The organism is Halobacillus mangrovi, assembly GCF_002097535.1.
Lineage (GTDB): Bacteria > Bacillota > Bacilli > Bacillales > Halobacillaceae > Halobacillus > Halobacillus mangrovi_A.
This window is the reverse complement of sequence record NZ_CP020772.1, coordinates 914,153-934,388: the sequence shown is the minus strand read 5'-3', so window position 1 is coordinate 934,388 and position 20,236 is coordinate 914,153. Positions and strand designations below refer to the sequence as shown.

Below are 20,236 nucleotides of genomic sequence, written 5' to 3'. Positions count from 1 at the left end.
TGTCTACAGCCAGTCCGGCCGTTCGGACTGGCTGCATCCTTAAGGAGGACCATGGCTATGTCTAAAAAACGTGTGTATGTCGTTCCCCACTCCCACTGGGATCGGGAATGGTATTTTACTATAGAAGATTCGAATCTACTACTTGCAGAAAATATGGATCACCTCATCGAGTTATTAGAAGAAAATTCAGACTACCACGGGTACGTCTTCGATGCTCAAATCTCTGTCGTCGATGAATACTTGAAAGTACGTCCGCACAACAGCGATCGACTTCGTTCTCTGGTTGAAGCCAAACGAATTTTCGTCGGACCGTGGTACACGCAGGCCGATTCGCTGCTTGTCCACAAAGAGTCCCTCGTCCGCAACCTTTTATACGGAGTGAAAGGCGCAGAAAAAATGGGTCATTCAATGAACATCGGCTACCTTCCGGACATTTTCGGCCAAAACCACTACCTCCCTTCTCTGTTCAAAGGGTTCGGTATCGATCACGTGATCTTGCAGCGTGGCGTCTATTCCGATCAGCTGGATGAGAATTTGAACTTCCGTTGGCAATCTCCGGACGGTGAACAGGTTCAAGCGAACTTGATGAAGATTGGGTACGGACCAGGGAAATTCCTGAGCGCAGATGAAGATTTCCATAAAGACCGTCTGCAGCCAATGCTGGATACGCTGGCTTCCCTAAACCGTGATACGGATCGTCTGCTTCTTCCTTCCGGGGGTGATCAGGTGCTTGTGCGGGATTATTTCCCGGAAACGGTCGAGAAATTAAATGCCAATGACGACCGGTATGAATATGTACTGTCTGATTACGAAACATTCATGGAAGATACATGGCAAGAAACGTCGTTTGATCACGTGATTGAAGGTGAATTGATCGCAACAGAAGGATCCCGCATTCACAATACGATCCGCTCCCAGCGTTATGACATTAAAAAATGGAATCACATCGTCGAGCACAAAATCATAAATCAACTGGAGCCACTAGCGACCATCGCCCAGTCTCTTGGTCTGCGTTACCCGCAGGAGTGGCTCGATGACATGTGGAAAAACCTTTTTGATGTGCACGCTCACGACAGTATCGGCGGATGTAATTCCGATGATACCAATGAAGACATTATAAAAAGGCTTGTGAAGATCAACCGTCAGGCAGACGGGTTGATGAACATGATCAAACGTCAGATTACGAAAGCAGTCAGCGAAGAAACGGGAAGCGAAGACATTTTTGTGGTGTTCAATACGATGCCTAAGCTCCACCAGAAATCTGTTGAAACCGTCCTATTTACGAAGGATCCTGATTTTAATGTGCGTTATCTTGATGGAGAGCCGCTTGATTATTGTATTCGTAAACAAGACTATTTAAGCGGCGGAAAGAAAATTGTCGTAACCGCTGAAGGCGATAAGGAAGTTGAAATTCCAGGATACTACCGGACGGAAGTCCATATCACAGATGTAGAAGTACCTGCTCTCGGCTATACAACCTTGCAGATTGTAAAAGCTGCGGAAAAAGCAGACCATTTGGCTTCATCAAAGGCTGATGTAATTGAAAACGACTCGTACGTGGTATCGTTCTCAGACGGGGAAATGAAGCTTACAGAAAAGACTTCAAACTTGTCAGTTGGTAACTTCATTCAATTTGAAGATACTGCAGATGCAGGTGATTCGTACGATTACTCTCCACTTCCAGGAGACCAGGCGATCCTTACAGGTAAAGCAAAACTCATAGGTGTTAGAAAATCACCTTTTGTGGAAGAAATGACGATTGAACACGAGCTGATCCTGCCTGTGGATTTAGACAGCCGCAAAGCTGGTGTGAAAAATGCTTCTTTTACCATCCGAACGGTTCTCGAGCTGCGTAAAGAGGAAGATCTCCTCCGCGTCAAGCATGAGATTGATAACAATGTCCACGACCATCGTGTAAGAGTATTGGTGCAAACACCAGTAGAACAGCCAGCGGCTTCTATAGCTGACCAAGGGTATAGTTTAATTGAACGCCCTTCAGAAAATCCGCGTATGGACATTTGGAGGGAGCAAGGCTATAAAGAAGCGCCTGTCCCTATTTATACCGTCGAGCAATTCGCCAGTGTGGACAGCGACCAGGGATCTCTTGCCGCTTTTACAAAAGGTCTAAAAGAATATGAAGTCCTGAAAGAGAAAGGTCAATTGGCTTTAACTTTATTCCGCAGTGTCGGTCTACTAGGACGCGATGATTTAGAATGGCGTCCGGGCCGTGCTTCCGGAATCAATAATAAAGTAGTTACAACGCCGGATGCGCAAATGGAAGGTGAATTGACGTTTGATTATGCGATTCAGCTGTCAGGGAATTGTCTTGATACAACGGCTCTTTTCGAAACAGCCGATCATTACAATGAGCGCTACGTCACCTATCAGCATCAATCTCTCAACACATTCGAAGAGAGACTGGATCGGTTTGAGATTCCACAGCCAGTGAAACGCCTCCCAGGTGAATATTCGCTAGTAACGCTAGACAACGAAAACCTTTTTGTAAGTGCTGTAAAACAAGCCCATGACGGGAAAAACATTATCATGCGTGTCTATAATCCTACCCATCATTCCGTTGAAATGGATGTGCGTGGGGATCTTATCGGAAACCTTAAAAGGGTCAACTTAGCAGAAGTGACTATAGACGATGCGCCTCTCACTGTACCCGCTAAAGGATTCCAAACGATTCAATTTTCTGTGGAAGGAGACCTTTCCTTATGAGCCAGGAGTTAATGAATAAAATCGAAAGCCACTTAGAGGAAATTTACGGGGAGGTTCGTGCCGAAGATCTCCGCCAGTTCGAGCATTTGATTGCCCAATGGTCAGAAAAGGAATGGATTACACCAGCAGCACCTGCGGAGAAAAATGTGTATTTGATCACTTATGGTGACAGCATTTATGAAGAGGGTAAGCCGACTTTGCCTGCTCTTCAGCGCTTTTTGAAAGAAGAAGTTGGCGATGCAATTACCGACGTTCACTTACTTCCTATGTTTCCCTATACGTCAGACGATGGATTTTCGGTAACCGATTACCGAAAAATCCATCCTGATCTTGGGGATTGGGGCGACATTCGCTCCTTTTCTAAGGATTACCGGATGATGTTCGATTTCGTTGCCAACCACATGTCTCAGTCAAGTGAATGGTTCCAGGGCTATCTGAATGAAGATCCAAAGTTCAAAGATTTTTTCATTCCTAACGATGATTCGTTTGATGCGAGTCAGGTTGTCCGTCCACGCACGTCGCCATTGTTCCATGAATATGAAGGCCATGATGGCACAAAAACAGCCTGGACGACGTTTAGTAAGGACCAGGTGGATGTAAACTTTAAGCATTTCCCTGTATTGTTGGAAATGACAGACATTCTTCTTGATTACGCTCACCAGGGTGGCACGAGCATCCGGCTTGATGCCATCGGGTTTATATGGAAAGAATCGGGCACGACGTGTATCCACCTGCCGCAAGCGCATGAAATTATTAAGCTGTGGCACACCGTGATCAATGCTTTTCAGCCGAACACACAGATCATTACCGAAACGAACGTCCCGCACAAAGAAAACATCAGCTATTTCGGTGATGGGACAAATGAAGCGAACATGGTCTATCAGTTCACCCTGCCGCCTCTTGTGCTCTACAGCTTTATGAAACACAATGCCAAGAAGCTTACGGACTGGGCGAAGACGATTGATAAAGTATCAAATGAGGCAACCTACTTTAATTTCCTGGCCAGTCACGATGGAATCGGTATGCGCCCGACCGAAGGTATTTTGTCAGAAGATGAGAAGCAGGAACTCGTTGATCAGGTGAAACGAAATGGTGGAGAAGTTTCCTATAAGAGTAATCCGGACGGAAGCCAATCTGTTTATGAATTGAACATCAATTACTCAGAAGCGCTAAAAAATGAAGGCGAAGATGTAACCGAAGAAGACGAAGTCGTGAAGATGCTTGCAGCTCACTCGATTTTACTCTCCGTCATTGGTGTACCTGCCATTTACTATCATTCCTTACTCGGATCGAAGAATGACTACGAAGGATTGAACAATTCCGGAATCCCTCGGAGGATTAACCGAGAAAAACTTGAGCTTCAACGAATTCGTAAAGAACTAAATGATGATACAAGAAGAAATGGGATTTTCACAGGGTTAAAAGAAATGATTGGAGTAAGACAAGGGGAGCCTGCATTTTCTCCTTATGCCGATCAAGAGGTACTTGAGATCGATGAGAGAGTGTTTGCATTAGTGCGATACAATCAAGAGACAGGGGATCAGGTATTCTTCGCTGTTAACACATCTCGAGAAGAGGTAACGATTCCTCTGCCGTTTGAAGGGATTAATCTAGTAGAAAATCGCGACGCAAGTGGAACGATTACCCTTCCCCGCTACGGATTCAAATGGATTAAGAAAGGTTAAGGTTTGGAGGTTTTTCAAATGAAAATTGTGATCGCTCCAGATTCTTTTAAGGGATCTCTTTCTGCTTCTCAAGTAAGCGAAGCGATGGCTGAAGGTGTTCAATGCGCCCATGCTGAAGCTCATGTAGTCACGGTCCCTATGGCAGACGGAGGAGAAGGATCTATTGAGGCATTGAAAAAATGGGTATCGAAGGAGATCCCCGTGAAAGTCAATGGTCCTGGAGGTAATGTCATTGATACCAGCTTTGTAATCCTTCCCTATAACGGGAAAGATGCCGCATTTATCGAATGCGCCAGAAGTACTGGGATCACTCTCGTTCCTGATGAGAAGCGTAACCCTTTTGCATTAAACTCCTATGGACTAGGCGAGCAAATTCGTACTGCCATCGAAAAAGGCTGCCGCGACCTCGTTGTGTCGCTGGGCGGCAGTGCAACTACTGACGCCGGCACAGGGCTTTTACAAGCACTAGGATTTCGCTTTTTCGATTCCTCCGGTCAGCTTCTTCCTTATAATCGAAATATCTTAACAGAAATCGATGGTATGGATGATGGCGAAGTGATGGAAGAGCTTGCCGAATGTTCCATCACGATTGCTTCAGATGTCACGAACCCTTTTTACGGTAAGAATGGAGCGGCTTATGTATACGGGCCGCAGAAAGGCGCAACTGAACAGGACGTAAAGCAGCTTGATGCAGGACTGGAGCGCTTTTCCCGGGTCGTACAAGCGGCCACAGAAAAAAACTTGCAAGAAATTCAAGGCGCTGGAGCTGCCGGGGGACTTGGCGGAGCTCTAGCTGGAGTTCTCGGAGCTGAGATGAAATCAGGATTTGATGTGATAGCAGAATTAGTAGGTTTGGAAAACCTTGTAGAAGATGCAGATCTCGTGTTGACGGGTGAAGGAAGCTTAGATACGCAATCCGCTCACGGGAAAGTGCCTGTCTCTGTAGGGAAAATTGCTAGGAACTATGATGTGCCTGCTGTAGCGATGGCAGGAGTTGTCGATGTAGAAGGGTCCTACGAAGGATTGACGGCCGTCTTCTCGATCCAATCCGGCCCATGTTCGTTAACAGAAGCCCTCGATCACAGTACAGCATACAATAATATAAGACATACAACAAAACAAATCCTAAATTTATGGAATAAATAAATCCCACAAATAACCCCTCAGGTCATCCAGAATCTGGATGACCTGAGGGGGTGTTTTTTTTCATCATAGTATTTTATTTTGCGTCTTTCACCCATACTTCTCCGTCTTTGTATTCGATTTGTTCTGGGTAGCGAAGATTTGTGACTTCTTCCTGGATCTTCTTAGATGGCGGTGGTGTCAACAAGGAAACCACTACATTCGTTATTAAGGCAGCGGCAGCCCCGAAGACTCCTGCACCTGTATCGATGATGCCAAGAATCGTGAAGCCTCCATACTTAGCTGCGAATATATACGTAAGTGTCACGCCTAAACCAACGAGCATTCCGGCAACCACACCCGGGCCATTTGCCCGCTTCCACCAGACTCCAAGCAAGAGCGCAGGGAAGAAGGTTCCTGAGGCAAGTGCGAATGCCCAGGCAACAATTTGGGTGATCGCTCCTGGAGGATTCAATGCAACCAAACCAGCGATTACTGTTGCAAGTACGATCGTAATTCTTCCTACCGCTAAACGCTTCTGTTCCGTCGCTTTCGGATTGATGGAACGGTAGTAAATATCGTGAGAAAGAGCCGCAGAGATGGCGATCATCAATCCACCTGCTGTTGATAGGGCAGCTGCCATCGCTCCTGCAGCCATTAAACCTATGACGAAAATACCCAGATTGGCTATTTCCGGGGTTGCCATAACTACAATATCGTTGCTGATGACAAGCTCTGTCCATTGCAGAATCCCATCACCATTCCCATCAGCCAAAGACAGGCGGCCTGTATCGACCCAGGCTTGAGTCCATGCGGGGAGGTTGTTCAGAGAGGAACCGGCTACTTCGGTCATCAAAATGAAGCGTGAAAAAGCCGCGTAAGCTGGAGCAGACAAATAAAGCAATCCAATGAACAGTAACGCCCATGCCCCACTCCAGCGTGCCGCTTTCATCGTCCTTACTGTATAAAAACGAACGATAACGTGAGGTAAGCCTGCCGTTCCTGCCATCAATGTGAACATTAATGCAATAAACTGCCATTTGCTTCCTTCTGTAAATGGAACGATGTATTCTGAGATCCCTAATTCCTGATCGATGACCTTCATCTCTGAAATCACTTCACCGTAAGAAAGCCACGGCAGCGGGTTTTGAGTGAGCTGCATCGACATGAAAATAACCGGAATCAAGTAAGCAATAATAAGAACTAAATACTGAGCTACCTGCGTCCAGGTAATCCCCTTCATCCCGCCGAGTGCGGAATAAAAAGCGATAAGCACGACTCCGATTAATGTACCGATCACCGTATTGACTTCAAGCAGTCTGCCAATAACGACACCCGAACCTGACAATTGTCCAATCGAGTATGTAAAACTGATAATGATGGTCGCTACTGCCGCGATCAGACGTGCGAAATCGCTTTTGTAACGATCCCCGATAAATTCTGGTACTGTGTAGCGTCCAGATTTTCTCAGCTGTGGAGCAAGCAGGAAGGTTAATAGTAAATAACCGCCTGTCCATCCCATTATATAGGCCAGTCCATCATATCCAAGGATCATGACGGTTCCTGCAAGCCCAATGAACGAAGCTGCACTCATCCAGTCGGCTCCGATCGCCATTCCGTTAAATACAGGCGGCACCCCTCGGCTGGCCACGTAAAAATCAGATGTTGCTTTCGCTTTGTTATAGATGGCAATCCCTATATACAAAGCGAATGTTGCAACGATTAAAGCAAGGGAAACAAGAAACTGAGCGTCCATACCTCTCCTCCTAACCTATTGATTCACAACTTTGTCTTTTTGTTCGATTTGTTCAGGAGTAATGCCGAACTTTTTATCTACGACATCACTGACTTTTGCATTCACAAATAAAAGAATAATGAATGTAACGATGGCCCCTTGAGATCCCATGTAATAATGAAAGGGGACTCCCATTACACTAAAGGATGAAAGGTCACGGGCAAAAAACACAACACCAAATGAAACTAGAAAACCAATGGACAAGTAAATGACAATCAACGTAGTCCGGATTCGGAAATATGCATTCGCCGTAGCACGATCAATTTTTCTCAATTTCTCACCTCCTTTCAAAGAAGGAATGATCCACTATCCTCTTAAATCAAAAATAAACTGAATCGTCTCCCAAAACGGCATCGGGACCATAGCAATTTTTACAACAACGATCCCTAGGATGGCTACGACCGGAAGCGCAAAGAATATAGGTTGTTTTTTCTTTAAGGCAAATACGACAGAAAAAATGGTAACGATAGCTAAAATGATTGGTATAAACATGTGTTTCCTCTCCTAACTGTGTAAGCGTTAACATTTTCTATTAAAAAAATATTCTTTTTTGAAAAATTTGAATTAAATAAATATTCAGTGTTATTATTCTAAAATCGATAATAAATGTCAACCAGCTAAAAAGTCCCATAAAATGGTTGAAATCGATACCACCTCAGGTCATCTAAACATCTGATGACCTGAGATAAATAAAAAATTTTTTTATGAGAATAAATGACTCCAAGTAATTGGACCAACGATCCCATCAACTTCAATCCCAGAATTCGTTTGGAACTTTCGAACAGCAGATTCTGTCTTTGGACCAAACAAGCCATCTGTCTTAACGCCAATGACTTTCTGTATTCTCTTTACCGCCTCCCCTTTGGTGCCTGCTCTTACGGGCTTCCCTGGATATACGGATTCATCGAGTATTTTTCTCGTTATAGGACCGGCAATGCCATCAACTTTTATCCCGGCATCCTTTTGGAAATCTCGAACAGATGAGGCCGTTATTTTACCAAAGCTTCCGTCGACGCCATAACCCCCTAGCGAATATCCCAACTCTTTCAACTGCCGCTGTAGTTTTTTGACTTCTTCCCCTCTGTCTCCTCTCTTTAGTACAGTTGATGAAGAAGATTCAGGAGCTAACTCCAAATGGGGATAATCTTTAAAACTTTTCCAATCGCCTCCCCACGTGAAACCTAATGATTTCCCAATTGCTCCAACGCGATACCAATTTTTGTCCACTTTCCACAAAGCTGTTCGGCCGTCTTTAGATACGAGAAAAAAGTCAATCGCCCTTCCTTTATTATGGATACTTTCTCCCGGCTTTGCATAAGTGACAATATTTCCACTTTGGCCATAGTTCCTCCCATTCCAACTATAGGATGGGCGTCCTTTTCCGTATAACCTTGCCTGCTCTTCTAACGATCGGTAGCCTGAAGAGATTTGTACAAAAATCCCTTCCATATAGGCCATCGAAATCAATTGAGCTGCTTTTTCAGCGACTCGCTCTTCGACGTCTCCCATGTTGTTTACGCTTCGATCTATCAACTCTACCAATTTTATCACCGCAATCCCTCCTCGGTTTTATAATCGAAGGATGAGGGATTTGGAGTGTCTTTGTTTTTTCTCGCTCTTTAAAATAGTTATGGCGCGACTGGGAAACGACTCGCTTTCCTGCGTAGGAACTGACAATCCTCCTCTTTCGCTGCGTTCTCTGTGGGGTCTCGCCTAGATCCTTCTACAGCGGGAGTCTCGCCGTTTCCCAGTCACACCAATTGTCATAAGCTTAACGAACCCATTTCTAACGGAGATTAGTTACGCGACTATATCGTTACCGGCTTAAAAATAACAGTAAAAAAACTCTTCCTATAGGATTTAACCGGTAATTTCATAATGAATAATATAAATGAGACAGCCATTCCTAACTATAACTGTGTGTCCATTCGACCAAATAAAGGTAAGATGGAAGCGCCTCAAACAACAGCGTATGGACTGTCGTTTAGGGTTCGCAACTTACCTGAGCTGGAGGAGATAAAGAGAATACGATGGAATTAGGAAAACCACCCTGATGTGGGGTGGTTCAGCTTGGTTTTAAGTTTTTGACAACATGGAAAACGAATAGGAATATGCCGATGACCGTCAGTGACGCTCCCGTAGCAATTATGGGCACGAGACCTTCAGTTTCCAAAGCGATGGTAAAAAATAACCCCATCATCATGATCGGTAATCCAATGTTATGAAACCAAAAATGAAAGGTTGCCAGCTTTGAAGCACCCAGATCCGGAAAAAGATGATAGATAATTCCAGCAAGCATGAGTGCTGTCCAGCCTAACAGGTTGATGTGGACATGCACAGGGGTCAATGCATAATCATGAACGATGGACATATAATAGCCGATTGCCACCCCTATCGCAAAATACACCGAGGATATTTTGATCATTATGATCCCCATGTACTCCCCTCCTTTGTACCTACTATACGCAGAGGACCTACAAAACAGAATCATGGATTTCAATAAATGGTTCATTATAAAATGAAGAGGTATCATTAACGAAGAGGTGAAGTGATAATGAAAATAGAAGTATGGTCAGATTTCGTCTGTCCTTTTTGTTATATCGGTAAAAGACGGTTAGAAGAGGCGCTCAGTCAGCTGCCTGAGTCCGCTGAAGTTGAAGTGGAGTATAAAAGCTTTGAGCTCGATCCAGAGGCTAAACGCAACACAGGGCAGAACATGCATGAGAAATTAGCTGCCAAGTACGGAAAAAGCGTGGATGAAGCAAAAGAAATGACTCGCAATATGACCGAACAAGCGAAGATGGTCGGTCTTGATTTCCATTTCGATACTATGATCCCAACGAATACATTTGATGCCCATCGCGTGGCTAAATTTGCAGAAACGAAAGGATTGGGCAAAGAAGTCACAGAACAATTTTTCAAAGGAGTGTTGACAGAATCTAAAGATCTTGGTGATCACAAAACGATTGCCGACCTTGCGCGTGAGGTTGGTTTGGATCGCGGAGAAGTTGACGGGGTTCTAGAAGGCTCGGATTATACGGAAGTGGTACGAGCGGAAGAAAACGAGGCTTATCAAATCGGTGTTCAGGGCGTTCCTTTCTTTGTAATCAACCGTAAATACGCGGTATCTGGAGCGCAGCCGACAGAAGTGTTTGTTCAAGGGTTACAGAAAGCATTAGATGAAGAAAAAAAATCCTCTCCATTTGAAGACCTGTCTACAGAAGCAGATGCTGCATGTACAGAAGACGGATGCGAAGTTCCCCCAAACGATGCAAAATAATATTGATAGCTGCATGTTCCATGAGCGGAACATGCAGCTTTTTTGTTTTTTGCATTAAATTAGAATCACCTTAGAATCACCTCAGGTCATCCAGAATCTGGATGACCTGAGGTGACAGATTTTGGTATAGTTCATTATTCCTCCTATTGTGGCTTTTTTCACCTTTTCATTCGTCTACTACCCAAAATGGTAAATAATCCGGGATTAAATTCCTACCTCACGTTCTATCCATTTGTTCTATTTTTCTGAATATTGATGAAATTAAACTACTCTTATGTTATATTTTGGTAGGAAATTACATAAGGGGGATATTTTATGAACAAGAAGGCTATTCTGACCTCAGCTCTTGCTGGGTGTCTGGTATTTTCTACGGTACCGACTACTTTCGCTCACGACATGCTGGACGATTCGCTTGCCGAAAAAGGAGCGAATGAAGGGGACAACTTAAACGCGATCCCAGTCCTTGAAGGAAATAAGAACCTGGGAAATTGGCAAGAGGTCGCTAGTGCCCAGCTGAAAGAATATGACGGCGTGAAAAATTCGCCCGCTGACGTTTATGCTCACAAAGGTTATGCCTATTTAGGTACCCACGTAAGTGGAGGCGGGAATGGTGGAGTCAGGGTTTTTGATATGAAAGACCCTTCCAATCCTGTTGAGATTGCCAAGTTTGCTGATGATATCTCAGGAACGTGGCAGGAAAAAGTCATCGTTAAGACTGTGAACACTCCACACTTCAAAGGTGATCTGGCTGTGGTCAGTGTCCAGCAATTGGATCGAGACCATCCAGATTCTCAAGGGGGATTCCTTCTTTATGATGTTACCAAACCTGAAGCTCCTGAAAAGCTAGGCTTCTGGGAAGTGGACAAGCGTGTACCGGGTACTCATGAACTGTATCTTACAGTAAAAGAAGGCAAGCCGTTTGTACTGGCAGCCAATCCATATGCTGATTATTTTACCCATGGAGAATCGATGGATTTCCAACTTGTAGACGTATCTAACCCTGCAGAACCCAAAACGATCTATGAATTCGATCCTCGTTCGCTTCCTGAGGTATCGGATGATTTTAATGGCTATCACTGGGATGCTCCCGATGGAAAAACCCGCCCGGTCTTCAACCATAGTACGATGACTGATAACAATGGAGACACCGCTTTATTATCCTTTTGGGATCTTGGCACCATCATCCTCGATATCTCTGACCCTTACAACGTAAAATTTGAAGGAAGAACGGAGTACGCTTCTGATGTGCAAGGTTCTGCACACTCCTCTGCTCTTGCTAAAGGCGGCAATGTGTTAATCGAGACGAGGGAAGTCTATAACCCTACCCGAGTAGGCTATGAAGAATCTTATGGGTACACAAGAATTTTTGACATTAGTGATAAAAGTAATCCAAAACTGTTGAGCACCTTTAAAACGGATCTGGTTGATAACATTGAAGATGGTGTAACTTTTGCTAATACCGTTCACGATCCTAAGGTACACGGTAACACGCTTTATCTCTCTCACTATGCTGGAGGGATCAGAGCCGTTGATATTACTGACCCTAGCAACCCGGTTCAAATAGGGAAATACGTGCCGGAAAATGCTTACTTCTGGGGTGTATTCGTTGATCGGAACTATATTCTTGGCTCCGATATGGGGAACGGATTGAAAGTCTTACAGAAAAATAACAGCGCTCAATAACACAAAAACCTGTCCACGCTTGGACAGGTTTTTTTCTATTTATTGAGGATCTGCTTCCATAAGTAAATCTACCAAATGGACAGCATCTGATTTGTCATTTAGTCCTTCACGCTCGACACCAAGTTTCATCTGCAGCAAGCACCCCGGGTTAGACGTTACAATCCCCTCAGGTGCTACACCACACACATCCTCCATCTTGACATCTAAGATATCCATAGACTCCTCATAATTCACAACGTTATAAATGCCTGCAGATCCACAGCAAAAATCAGGTCGATCCAACTCTTTCAATTGAACTCCAGGGATCTTTTTGATCAGCTCTAGAGGTGCGTCTGTCACTCCTTGGACATTTGTCATGTGGCAAGAAGGCTGATAAGTGACCGTTTTATTTAGTGGTTTTTGAAAGTCGAGATGATCCAAATCTACAAGCACTTCTGATATGTCTTTCACTTTTTCTACGAATCTAACAGCTCTTTGGTGCCACTCTGTTCCTTTTTCAAAAAGATGATCATACTCAACGAGCTTGGCTCCACACCCACCGGCATTGTTGATGATATAGTCGACGTTTTCTTTTTCAAAAGCATCAATGTTCTGTTTGGCAAGCTCTTTCGCTGATTCCTTTTTCCCCGTGTGCGCATGCAGCGCTCCACAACAAGATTGCTCCTCAGGAATAAGCACTTCTGCTCCACTTCTAAGTAACAGTTCGATCGTATTTTCATTCGAGTAGAAAAAGACACTGTCCATAATGCAGCCTGTAAAGAAAGCGACTTTTGCCGTTGATGGTCGTTTTCTTATATAACGTTTCGCACGGTCGCGCCTTCTTTTTGGAGAGGGCATCTCAGGAAGAACCTTTTCAAATTCCTCAATGTGAAGGGGTGCAATTTTTGATGCTCCTGTTCGTTGTGCCATCGTTTGTAAACCAGACTTCTGATAAAACCACGAGGCATCTCCTAATGTGTCCATCCAGTTCTTCGATGGAAAAAATTCGTCAAATAGGAAACGTTCCATTTGTTGTCGGCGCTTCGTTTTTTCCTTTTGTTCATCAATGACTTCTTTTGTGCCTTCAAGAATCTCACCATATTGTACATTGGTGGGGCAAACAGTTGTACACGCCATGCAGCCAAGACATTTTTCAATAGGACTTTCCAGATCATTTACCGTTGCTTTACCTTCGGCGACCATTTTGACAAGGTTAATTCTTCCTCTTGGAGAGTGGGTTTCCCGCTCCATCGTTTCATAGGTTGGACAGGCTGGTAAGCAATAACCGCATTGGACACAGTCAAACGTCTTATCATAGTTGAGTTTGTCCTGTAATACTTGAAGATCACTCATTTCGCAGCACCAACTTCTGTCCTTTTTCTGCAAAAATTTTCCCTGGATTTAATATGCCGTTCGGGTCCCAGCTTTCCTTGATCCGCTTCATCATGTCGACTCCGACCTCTCCGAGCTCAGATTCAAGGAATGGGGCTTTCATTGTCCCAATACCATGCTCACCTGATAACGTACCACCAAGCTCAATCGCAGCCTTAAAGATCTCTTCCACTGCTAGTTCTACCCGTTTCATTTCCTCTTGATCACGTTTATCGCAAAGCACATTTGGATGGAGATTCCCATCCCCTGCATGGCCAAAGGCAACAATCTCTACCTTATGTTTTTCTTTAATTTCCTGCAGGCGATCAATCAAGTCAGGGATTTTACTTCGAGGAACCGTTGCATCTTCGGATACTTTTGTGGGTTTAATTTTCGCAATAGCCGGAGATACTTGCTTCCTTGCATGCCAGATCTTTTCCGCCTCTTCTTCAGATTTAGGCACAACAATATCTGTAGCTCCGACTTCTTCCATGATCTCCTCGACTAGTTTTCGTTCGATTTTTAACGTCTCCGGATGGCCATCTAATTCGATGATTACGATCGCAGCAGCATTCTTCGGAAGACCGACCGGCTTGAAGTTTTCAACAGCTTGGATGCAAGCTTGATCCATAAACTCCATTTTAGAAGGCAAGATCCCTGAAGTAAGCGTCTTAGAGATGGCTTCTCCTGCTTTTCTCACCTCACCGAAACTGACCATAAGCGTCTGGAAATCTCGTGGCTTCGGCATCAGTTTTAAGGTTGCCTCCGTAATCACTCCGAGTGTACCCTCAGAGCCAACGATGAGTTTGGTCAGATCATACCCGGTGACGTTTTTGATTGTATTCCCTCCCGTTCGAATCACTTCTCCTTCAGGCGTTACGACTTCAAGCCCAAGCACATGATCTTTTGTTACGCCATACTTCAATCCGCGTGGCCCGCCCGAATTTTCGGCTAAATTTCCACCAATCGTCGCTACATGGGCGCTGCTTGGATCAGGCGCGTACATCAATCCATGTTTTTCCGCTTCTTTATTAATATTCCCTGTTAAAACGCTCGGAGTGACCGTTACCGTCAAGTCATCAGGACTTACGTCTATTTTTTCCGGCCACTGGGAGATATCCAGCACAATGCCTCCGAAGACAGGAAGCGGTCCGCCACTTAAACAAGTTCCTTGTCCTCTCGGATAAACTGGAATTTGATGCTCGTTAGCCATCTTAAGTACCGACACCACTTCTTCTTTATGTTTAACTTGAACAACGGCTTCCGGCAAGTATTCTCCGAAGGAAGCATCAAAACTATAGCTGTAACGATCGGATAATTCAGTCAGGACACGTGCTTCTGGTATCTTTTCTTTAATGAGATCCAACCATGTGCTCACATCATTCTCCCCTTTCTATGAAACTACGACTTTTTCAGAGTTTTCATATTACTTAAAAGTATAAGGGATGCTTTACCAAAATTATAGCGAGAGCCTAGATGAGAAAGGAACCACCTCAGGTCATCCAGATATTGGATGACCTGAGGTGGTCTTTTTTGGAAACTATTATTCATTTCATCTGAGAGCTGCACGGTTTTGCCGGTGATCCTTCCTGGATGGAGCTGTTTCAAAAAGTCTCTTTTCTTCATTTGTTTCTGGCAAAATGTTTGGCACAGCAGTTGGAGTTCCATGGGCATCCACAGCTACCATCGTTAAAAAAGATTCCGTTGTCGTCACTTTTTTGCCTTGTAGCAGGTCATCGGCATAGACCTTTACGTACACCTCCATAGATGTACGGCCTGTCCAAGTGACACTAGCTTCTAACGTGAGCGCATCTCCTACTTTAGCTGATGATAGAAAATCTACTGAATCTATAGATGCCGTTACGACCACACAATTGGAGTGTTTCATCGCAGTAAGTGCAGCGATTTCATCAATATAAGCCAGTACTTTTCCACCGAAGATCGTATCCAAATGATTGGTATCCGGGGGCAGCACGAGCCGGGTTTGTTTCATTTTTGAATAACTCACAGGTAATGGTTCCATTTAATTGTCCCTCCATATTTATTACAAAAATAAAACGCATCTTCGGTAAGAAGATGCGTGCAGTTGCATGAATGACCACTATGAAACCAAACCTGGCGGCCTAGCTAGATTCACGTAACACCCTCCTATCTCCCGTAGGAATTCATGTTCTTCTCTATGGCAGGTCTCCTGGCTCAGATTCATCAGCTCATAACCCTTCCCATCTTAAAGACAGTGGTTTGTTTTGAGCCTCCTCTATACAGTGGCGGGACCGCGTTGGATTTTCACCAAACTTCCCTTTTCAGCTTCTCTACGAAGCCACCATAGAGCGTATTTATTTGTTCAGGAGATAACTTCTCCTTAGATAAACTATCTCATAAAGAAGATTAATCTGCCAATCGAAAATCTCCTATAAACTGTCACCTCAGGTCATCCATAATTTGGATGACCTGAGGTGACAATTTTATCCATAAAATCTACTTTTCTTATTGGTATTATTTTATTATTTTTTCAATAACTAGTTGATAGATTATGAATCTATATTCATATTTTTTCATTAAACCATAAGGTATTTTTACTCATTTTTATTCCTTAATCTATCTATAGTTGGAACACCATCCAGTTATAGGTGTATTTAGACCTGAAGATTTAATCACTCCCTTCTGATATGATTGAAAATGTTAAATATTCTAAATATTCTATCAGGAGGATGTCTATGAAGAAAAAAAGACAAGTTTTATCTGCAATGGCCTTATCCGTCGGTTTATTAGCGGGTTCTGGTCTGGGAGCGATGAACGTCGAAGCGACCACAAGTATTGAAGCAAAAATCCAGGAGAGCAAACAATCGATCGGAACATTAACCGCTCCGTCTCAATCAAAGGCTGCAGAACTTGTGAAGGCAGCAGTCAAAGGAGAAATTGAGAGCGGCTTGTCCAAGTCTCAGAAAAACAATGAGAGCTATGTAGACTATAGAGTATTAGAAGAAGTAAAAGACTATAAAGGACAGGATCTTGTTAAACTTCAGCAAACTTATAAAGGGCATGATGTTTTTGGCAAAGTCCTCGTCTCTCAGGTCAATGAAGGTGTTATAAAAACTGCGTTAGGTGATGTAGCTAAAAACTTGAATGGAAAAAAAGGGTTAAAAGAGAAACAAAACCTATCAAAAGAGGACGCTTCTAGCTACGTCACGGATACATATGGTGAAGATATAGAAACGTTAAAAGAAACGACGGTGGAAAAAGTCGTCTACGTAAATGAAAAAGAGAAAGCATCTTATGGGTGGAAGGTCGATTTCTCAGTTGCAGCACCAAGCTTTGCTGAAGGCTTTGTCATTTTAGATACGAAAAAAGGCGAAGTACTACTTAACGCTGTAAAAGAAATGGATCAAGCTTTATCGGATGATGCGATCCAGTATGCAAAAGGTGAAAAAGGACCTGGAAACGGTGGAGGAAAAGGCAAGCCGGGCTCTGATGCCATTGTAGTTGGTCCAGTAACAGGTTCTGGTGTCGATAAAAACGGAAATAGTCGTACCTTCACTGCAAGTGAAATGTCTGATGGGACTTATGAACTTGCGGATTACACACGCGGCCAAGGCATACTGACTTATGATGCCAATTATGCTGATTTAAACCGCGAGTATCGCCTATACCCTGGGGAACTATTATCTAGTACTTCCACCACTTTCTCAGACGATGAAGGTGTGAGTGCTCACTATCTAGCAACTTCTGTCTATGAATATTATTTAGGGGAATATAATCGTAATAGTTTTGACAACAACGGGCAGCAAGTCAAATCAGTTGTCCATGCCTGGGATTCAAGCTCAACCAACGACCCTGAAAACTGGTTCAATGCAGCAAGTGTCAATGACGGAGCCATGCTGATTTATGGTGATCCTCTTGCTGGAGCCTATGATGTAGCTGGCCACGAATTTACTCATGCTGTGACATCCAGTGAATCTGACTTAATCTACAGCGGTCAATCCGGGGCTTTGAACGAAGCGATTTCTGATATCTTCGGAGTTGCTATTGAGAAATATGTAAACAACGGTTCATTCAACTGGACGATCGGTGAACAGTCCGGGCAAGTTTTCCGGAGTATGTCAGACCCGTCTTCCATCCAGTTTTCGTCTACACTCGTCTATCCTGATGATTACGACGATTATCAGAATTTATCTTATGATAACGGAGGCGTACACTTTAACTCAAGCATCATCAACAAAGCTGCTTATTTAATGGCTGAAGGCGGCAGTCACAATGGCGTGAGCGTGAGTGGAATTGGTGAAGAGAAAACTTTCGATCTGTTCTACTATGCAAACGTGGATTTATTAACAGCCGATGCTACTTTCGAAGATTTGCGTAACGCCGTCGAAACCGTAGCTACTGACTTGTACGGGGCTGGATCTACGGAATACCAAGCTGTTACAAACGCATTTGATGCGACTCTCATTCCATAAAACTATGAAACCAAAAAGAACCAGCGCCATAAATAAATGGCGCTGGTTCTTTTTGGTATTTACTTCCACCTCAGGTCATCCAGAATCTGGATGACCTGAGGAGATATTTTGGTATATTCTGGATGACCTGAGGAAATTATACTTTGAGGAACTTATACTTTTCCAATTCCCCCGGCTATTCTTTTATGATCTTGCTTTCATAGGGTTGGAGCTCAATTTCTCCGTGCTTTTTGATCTCGTCACTATGGTTCATGACGAAAAGATACGAAGCTTCCTCCGTCTCACGGCGATACACTTCCACATTTTCATCCGACTTCTCATATCCAATGAAATGGTCTTCAACGACTTTTTCTGCTATCACATCAAGGGCTGCTTCATCGAGGCCTCCACCGATGTAATAGACAGTTCCTTCCCCAAAGTCGTTTTTCGTCACAGCAGCGTAGTCACTATAGAATTGATCCTGATAGCTGTAGAGAACGTCCGCAGACTCTGCCACAAGAAGGTCACGCCAGACCGAAATATGTGCAGGAACAGATGCAAATTCTCCTTCGCCTTTCAATTCCAATGCATGCGCTTTTGTTAAGGACTCGATCTCTTCAATGCGTGCACCAACTAGATCCCGGACCAGTCCCGGCTGTACTTCACCTAAGCGAAGGTTGTTATCTTTCCCTTTCAACCCTGTACGGTAGGAGAAGATTACAGTTCCACCACGTTCAGCGAAGGCACGCAAACGATCAGCCAGTCCTTCATCCATCACTTGCATAACCGGCACCACAACCACTTTGTAAGCATCAATGGCTCGATCAGCAGGAATGACATCAATCCGGCTGTTCAAGTTATAAAATGGGCGGTACAGCCTCAGTAGTTCTTCATTAAAATCAAAGTCTTTGCTTTGAATTTGACCGCGCCATGACCAGATATTATCGTAATCATAGAGGACGGCGATGTCTGACTGAATCTCAGAGTTCAAGACATGCTCGTAATTTTTAATATCTCCGAATAAGGATTGAACTTCCTTATACTTTCTTCCGTACACATTGTCATGATCAACGACCCCGTAACAAAATTGCTCGGCCCCTTGAGTCATGCCACGCCAGCGGAAGTAAAGCATGTTGGAACAGCCATGAGCAAAGGCCTGGTAGGACCACATTTTTGCCTGGTTCGGTCTTGGCAAATAGCCAATCACATCATGCCCTTGTGCTCCCATCAGCTCTTCGACAATCCAGTAGTTCTTGTTCAATAGGCCGCGGTTGAAATCATGCGTCATCGCAATCTCTGCAGGTGACACCGGTTCCTCGAGGCCGCCCCAAACTGGATAATTATCATAAGAGACGTAATCCATCAGCTTTACATTTTCAGCATGATCGAACCATTTTCCGAAAAATCCGCCTGAAACGTTTGTTGTCACGTCCTGATGTGCTCCCTTTTCTTCCTGAACGATTCGTGTCATCTCGTGAGCAAATTGATTTAAGGATGCAGAACGAAAGCGTGCCCACTCCAGTTTCAAGCTCGGGTTGTGCGTCGTCACCGTCGGTTTAGGAGCTGGGATTTCAGAAAAATCATTGTACGTTTGCCCCCAGAAAATTGTTCCCCACTCGTCATTCAAGGCGTCGATAGATGAGTACTTTTCTTCTAAATAATCCTGAAACTTCGTATGGCACTGGTCGCAATAACACATGTCACTGCCTTCATGACCGAACTCATTATCGATCTGCCAGGAGATAATCACTTCTTCGTCGCGGTAATGCTCAACGAGCTTACGTGTAATCACTGCTGCATAGTTGCGGTAAGCATCGGAATTAAAGCAATACTGCCGGCGTCCTCCAAATACACGGGGATTTCCGAACTCGTCCTCAGACAAAATCGAAGGTTCTTTCTTCGCCAGCCAGGCTGGGAAGGTCGCCGTTGGGGTACCGAACATTACTTTTAGCCCTTGTTGTTTTACCTTTTCAATCACTTCATCAAAAAAGGAAAAATCGAATTGCCCTTCCTCGGGCTCCATCCGGTGCCAGGCAAACTCGCCAATCCGTACGATGTTTGCTCCAAGACCTTTAATGCCTTCTAGATCTTCTGGTATTTTTTCTTTCGGCCAATGTTCAGGATAATAATCTACACCTAAATATGTCATTCTGGTTCCCTTCCCTTT

General features: G+C 44.1%; 15 protein-coding genes and 1 riboswitch. Of the genes, 6 read left to right on the top strand and 9 right to left on the bottom strand.

The window, feature by feature from the left end; translation table 11 throughout:
• Positions 1 to 57 precede the first annotated feature (57 nt).
• The 3 genes from HM131_RS04610 to HM131_RS04600 are packed head-to-tail and all read left to right on the top strand — an operon-like array spanning position 58 to position 5,552.
• Positions 58 to 2,721 (top strand): glycoside hydrolase family 38 N-terminal domain-containing protein, encoded by a 2,664-nt coding sequence (locus HM131_RS04610; RefSeq protein ID WP_085028418.1) that lies wholly within the window; start codon positions 58 to 60, stop codon positions 2,719 to 2,721.
• Positions 2,718 to 4,406 carry an alpha-amylase family glycosyl hydrolase gene (locus tag HM131_RS04605; RefSeq protein WP_085028416.1) on the top strand — a complete coding sequence of 563 codons (1,689 nt, stop codon included), beginning with the start codon at positions 2,718 to 2,720 and terminating at the stop codon, positions 4,404 to 4,406. Before HM131_RS04610 ends, HM131_RS04605 begins: the two co-directional genes overlap by 4 nt.
• 18 nt (positions 4,407 to 4,424) lie before the next feature.
• Complete coding sequence (locus HM131_RS04600; protein WP_085028414.1) at positions 4,425 to 5,552, top strand: glycerate kinase; 1,128 nt, start codon at positions 4,425 to 4,427, stop codon at positions 5,550 to 5,552.
• Between the two features lie 73 nt (positions 5,553 to 5,625).
• Here the strand turns inward: HM131_RS04600 and HM131_RS04595 are convergent, their stop codons facing one another.
• The 5 genes from HM131_RS04595 to HM131_RS04575 form a co-directional block, all read right to left on the bottom strand.
• On the bottom strand, positions 5,626 to 7,284 hold the full coding sequence (locus HM131_RS04595; RefSeq protein WP_085028412.1) for a sodium:solute symporter family protein: 1,659 nt from the start codon (positions 7,282 to 7,284) through the stop codon (positions 5,626 to 5,628).
• 15 nt (positions 7,285 to 7,299) lie between these two features.
• Positions 7,300 to 7,596, bottom strand: a complete 297-nt coding sequence (locus HM131_RS04590; protein WP_085028410.1) for a DUF4212 domain-containing protein — start codon at positions 7,594 to 7,596, stop codon at positions 7,300 to 7,302.
• A 33-nt stretch (positions 7,597 to 7,629) separates the two neighbouring features.
• The gene (locus tag HM131_RS04585) at positions 7,630 to 7,815 is read right to left on the bottom strand and encodes a hypothetical protein (protein WP_085028408.1); all 186 of its coding nucleotides are present in this window, start codon (positions 7,813 to 7,815) and stop codon (positions 7,630 to 7,632) included.
• A 210-nt stretch (positions 7,816 to 8,025) separates the two neighbouring features.
• Positions 8,026 to 8,874 carry a peptidoglycan-binding protein gene (locus HM131_RS04580; RefSeq protein WP_232324869.1) on the bottom strand — a complete coding sequence of 283 codons (849 nt, stop codon included), beginning with the start codon at positions 8,872 to 8,874 and terminating at the stop codon, positions 8,026 to 8,028.
• A 514-nt stretch (positions 8,875 to 9,388) separates the two neighbouring features.
• A complete protein-coding gene (locus HM131_RS04575) occupies positions 9,389 to 9,760 on the bottom strand; it encodes a cytochrome-c oxidase (RefSeq protein WP_085028406.1) in 372 nt (123 codons plus the stop codon).
• Between the two features lie 117 nt (positions 9,761 to 9,877).
• On the opposite strand from HM131_RS04575, the gene HM131_RS04570 reads away from it, so the two are divergent.
• Complete coding sequence (locus tag HM131_RS04570; RefSeq protein WP_085028404.1) at positions 9,878 to 10,603, top strand: DsbA family oxidoreductase; 726 nt, start codon at positions 9,878 to 9,880, stop codon at positions 10,601 to 10,603.
• Positions 10,604 to 10,918: 315 nt separating this feature from the next.
• Positions 10,919 to 12,286: an LVIVD repeat-containing protein gene (locus HM131_RS04565; RefSeq protein ID WP_085028402.1), complete on the top strand. Its 1,368-nt coding sequence runs from the start codon at positions 10,919 to 10,921 to the stop codon at positions 12,284 to 12,286.
• Positions 12,287 to 12,325: 39 nt separating this feature from the next.
• On the opposite strand, the gene HM131_RS04560 is transcribed toward HM131_RS04565, so the two are convergent.
• From HM131_RS04560 to HM131_RS04550, 3 genes are all read right to left on the bottom strand, one after another.
• Positions 12,326 to 13,618: a (Fe-S)-binding protein gene (locus HM131_RS04560; RefSeq protein ID WP_085028400.1), complete on the bottom strand. Its 1,293-nt coding sequence runs from the start codon at positions 13,616 to 13,618 to the stop codon at positions 12,326 to 12,328.
• Positions 13,611 to 15,014, bottom strand: a complete 1,404-nt coding sequence (locus tag HM131_RS04555; RefSeq protein ID WP_085028398.1) for an FAD-binding oxidoreductase — start codon at positions 15,012 to 15,014, stop codon at positions 13,611 to 13,613. Before HM131_RS04555 ends, HM131_RS04560 begins: the two co-directional genes overlap by 8 nt.
• 174 nt (positions 15,015 to 15,188) lie before the next feature.
• Positions 15,189 to 15,659, bottom strand: coding sequence for an acyl-CoA thioesterase (locus HM131_RS04550; protein ID WP_085028396.1), 471 nt, complete (start codon positions 15,657 to 15,659; stop codon positions 15,189 to 15,191).
• A 141-nt stretch (positions 15,660 to 15,800) separates the two neighbouring features.
• Positions 15,801 to 15,979, bottom strand: a riboswitch (cobalamin riboswitch).
• Between the two features lie 374 nt (positions 15,980 to 16,353).
• Between HM131_RS04550 and HM131_RS04545 the strand changes: the two genes are divergently transcribed.
• Positions 16,354 to 18,090, top strand: a complete 1,737-nt coding sequence (locus tag HM131_RS04545) for a M4 family metallopeptidase (protein WP_408607104.1) — start codon at positions 16,354 to 16,356, stop codon at positions 18,088 to 18,090.
• Positions 18,091 to 18,265: 175 nt separating this feature from the next.
• Here HM131_RS04545 and HM131_RS04540 read toward each other — a convergent pair whose 3' ends face one another.
• Positions 18,266 to 20,218, bottom strand: coding sequence for a beta-galactosidase (locus HM131_RS04540; RefSeq protein WP_085028392.1), 1,953 nt, complete (start codon positions 20,216 to 20,218; stop codon positions 18,266 to 18,268).
• Positions 20,219 to 20,236: the final 18 nt, after the last annotated feature.

Coding starts and splice junctions, on each gene's coding strand:
- HM131_RS04610 (WP_085028418.1), top strand. CDS start 58: ATGTCTAAAAAACGTGTGTATGTCGTTCCCCACTCCCACTGGGATCGG.
- HM131_RS04605 (WP_085028416.1), top strand. CDS start 2,718: ATGAGCCAGGAGTTAATGAATAAAATCGAAAGCCACTTAGAGGAAATT.
- HM131_RS04600 (WP_085028414.1), top strand. CDS start 4,425: ATGAAAATTGTGATCGCTCCAGATTCTTTTAAGGGATCTCTTTCTGCT.
- HM131_RS04595 (WP_085028412.1), bottom strand. CDS start 7,284: ATGGACGCTCAGTTTCTTGTTTCCCTTGCTTTAATCGTTGCAACATTC.
- HM131_RS04585 (WP_085028408.1), bottom strand. CDS start 7,815: ATGTTTATACCAATCATTTTAGCTATCGTTACCATTTTTTCTGTCGTA.
- HM131_RS04575 (WP_085028406.1), bottom strand. CDS start 9,760: ATGGGGATCATAATGATCAAAATATCCTCGGTGTATTTTGCGATAGGG.
- HM131_RS04570 (WP_085028404.1), top strand. CDS start 9,878: ATGAAAATAGAAGTATGGTCAGATTTCGTCTGTCCTTTTTGTTATATC.
- HM131_RS04565 (WP_085028402.1), top strand. CDS start 10,919: ATGAACAAGAAGGCTATTCTGACCTCAGCTCTTGCTGGGTGTCTGGTA.
- HM131_RS04560 (WP_085028400.1), bottom strand. CDS start 13,618: ATGAGTGATCTTCAAGTATTACAGGACAAACTCAACTATGATAAGACG.
- HM131_RS04550 (WP_085028396.1), bottom strand. CDS start 15,659: ATGGAACCATTACCTGTGAGTTATTCAAAAATGAAACAAACCCGGCTC.
- HM131_RS04545 (WP_408607104.1), top strand. CDS start 16,354: ATGAAGAAAAAAAGACAAGTTTTATCTGCAATGGCCTTATCCGTCGGT.
- HM131_RS04540 (WP_085028392.1), bottom strand. CDS start 20,218: ATGACATATTTAGGTGTAGATTATTATCCTGAACATTGGCCGAAAGAA.